3 protein-coding genes are annotated in these 2,560 nt (G+C 71.8%); 2 read left to right on the top strand and 1 reads right to left on the bottom strand.

The genetic code is table 11. The features are described 5' to 3' along the window. Positions 1-101 precede the first annotated feature (101 nt). Complete coding sequence (locus ACK5F2_RS12950) at positions 102-1,016, top strand: LysR family transcriptional regulator (RefSeq protein ID WP_409865198.1); 915 nt, start codon at positions 102-104, stop codon at positions 1,014-1,016. Between the two features lie 32 nt (positions 1,017-1,048). Then, entirely contained in the window at positions 1,049-2,215 is a 1,167-nt protein-coding gene (locus ACK5F2_RS12945) for a CaiB/BaiF CoA transferase family protein (RefSeq protein ID WP_409865197.1), read from the top strand. Positions 2,216-2,226: 11 nt separating this feature from the next. Here the strand turns inward: ACK5F2_RS12945 and ACK5F2_RS12940 are convergent. Then, positions 2,227-2,560 (bottom strand): SPOR domain-containing protein (locus tag ACK5F2_RS12940; protein ID WP_409865195.1); only part of this gene is annotated, 334 nt, incomplete at its 5' end.

Here is a 2,560-nt window from a genome sequence, read left to right as displayed (position 1 = left end):
CGGGTGTGGTCGATGACTGAACTTTAGAAACTTCATAATCCGGCCGTAAGTCCTCAGATTTGAGTTCTTTGTTTAGTTCAACTTCATAAAAGCGGGTCGACATGCTGGATCAGCTCAAGCGCATGGCGGTGCTGGCCACGGTGGTGGAGCAGGGCAGCTTTGTGGCCGCGGCGCGCAAGCTGCGCAGCACCACCTCGGCCGTCAGCCAGCAGATCCGCGCCCTGGAGCGGGATATGGGCGTGACCCTGCTGCACCGCTCCACCCGCCGCCTGGCCCTGACTCCGGCCGGCGCGCGTTTCCACGAGGGTTGCGCCGCCATGCTGGCCGCGGCCCAGCAGGCCCAGAACCAGCTGCTGCAGCTGCGCGATGCGCCGGAGGGCGAGCTGCGCGTGGCCGCGGCCGTGGGCTTCGGTCGCCACCTGGGTCCGGCCCTGGCGCCCCTGCTGGCGGCGCACCCGGGCCTGCGCCTGCATCTGGAGGTGGATGACGGCTTCAGCGATCTGCTGGCCCTGCGCATCGACCTGGCGCTGCGCTACGGCCGCCTGCCCGACAGCGCCTGGGTGGCGCAGAAGATCGGCCACAAAAGCATGGCGCTCTACGCCGCGCCCGCCTATCTGGCCCGCCATGGCGCCCCGGCCAGTCTGGATGATCTGGCCCAGCACCAGTGGCTGGCCCTGGGCCCCGAGACCGAGAGCCCGCGCACCCTGCACCTGCTGGGCGCCCAGGGCGCGGGCCAGGGTCAGCCGGTGGAGCTGATGCCCCCGGCCCCGCGGGTGAGCAGCAACAATCAGTTCAGCCTGCAGCAGCTCTGCGAGGCCGGCCTGGGCCTGGCCCTGCTGAGCCCCAGCGATATCGAGGAGTCGCTGCAGCTGGGCCGCCTGCTGCGGGTGATGCCGGCCTGGCAGCCGCCACCGCTGCCGGTCTGGGCCCTGAGCCCGCAGCGCGATGCCCAGCCCGCCAAGGTGAGGCATGCCATCGAGGCCCTGCGCCAGCATTTCGCGGCGCTGCCGGCCTGAGACCTTTGCAAGCCGTATCGACGGAGACGCCCATGACCTCATCTTCCTCAGATTCGCCCGCCGCCGGCCCCCTGGCCGGACTCAAGGTGCTGGAGCTGGGCCAGCTGATCGCCGGCCCCTTTGCCGGCAAGACCCTGGCCGATTTCGGCGCCGAGGTCATCAAGGTGGAGCCCCCGGGCACCGGCGACCCCCTGCGCCAGTGGCGCCTGTTGCACCAGGGTGAGAGCGTCTGGTGGCAGGTGCAGAGCCGCAACAAGAAGAGCGTGACCCTGGACCTGCGCCAGGAGACCGACCGCGCCATCGCGCGCCAGCTGGCCGCCGAGGCCGATGTGCTGATCGAGAACTTTCGCCCCGGCCTGATGGAGGACTGGGGCCTGGGCTACGAGACCCTGGCCGCCGCCAACCCGCGGCTGATCATGTTGCGCATCAGCGGCTACGGCCAGAGCGGCCCCTACCGCGATCTGCCCGGTTTTGCCGTGGTGGCCGAGGCCATGGGCGGCCTGCGCCATCTGATGGGCGAGCCGGGTCGGCCGCCGGTGCGCGCGGGCGTGAGCCTGGGCGACACCTTGGCGGCCCTGCATGGCGTGATCGGGGTGCTGCTGGCCCTGCAGGCTCGCCAGAAGACGGGCCGCGGCCAGGTGGTGGACGTGGCCCTGTACGAATCGGTTTTCAACTGCATGGAGTCCCTGCTGCCCGAGTACAGCGCCTTTGGCGCGGTGCGCGAGCCGGCGGGCTCGGCCCTGCCGGGCATCGCGCCCAGCAATGCCTACCGCTGCGCCGACGGTCAGGTGGTCATCGGCGGCAACGGCGACTCCATCTTCAAGCGACTGATGGCGGCCATAGGCCGTGAGGATCTGGGGCAAGACCCGCTACTTTCCGGCAATGCCGGCCGGGCCGCCCGCGTCGACGAGCTGGACGCCGCCATCACCACCTGGACCGTGCAGCGCCCGGTGGCCGAGGTGCTGGCCACGCTGCAGGCCGCTCGCGTGCCCGTGGGCCGCATCTACACCGCCCGCGATATCGCCGAGGACCCGCATTACCGCGCCCGCGGCATGATCGAGCGCATCGTCACCGCCAGCGGCCTGGCCCTGGACGTGCCCGGCGTGGTGCCCAAGCTCAGCGACACGCCCGGCGCCATCCGCAGCCTGGCGCCTGGCCTGGGTGAGCACAACACCGAGCTGCTGCCCCGCCAGCCCTGAGGGTTGGCTAGCTAGCGCCGCTCCACCACCAGGGGCGTGAGCGCCAGCTCCAGGCGCAGGCGCTCGGCGGCCTGGCGCGCGTCGTCGCGGCTGGCGTAGGGGCCGGCCTGCAGGCGGTGCAGGCCCTTGTCGCGCACCACGGCCAGCAGGGGGGCCATGCTGTCCAGACGCTCCAGCACCTGGCGGCGCATGGCCTCGGCCCCGTCCAGCCGGGCATAGGCCCCCAGCTGCAGCCAGAAGCCGGGTGCGATCTTGGCGTCGGTGCGTGGCGGGGGCTCGGTGGCGCTGCTGTTGCCCCCACCCAGCAGGGCGGCGGGGGCGGCCCGGGCGCCGGCCCCCACCCTG

The organism is Roseateles sp., assembly GCF_046300915.1.
Classification (GTDB): Bacteria; Pseudomonadota; Gammaproteobacteria; order Burkholderiales; family Burkholderiaceae_C; genus Kinneretia.
Note: the sequence above shows the minus strand (reverse complement) of the source record. Positions and strands in the feature narration are given on the sequence as shown.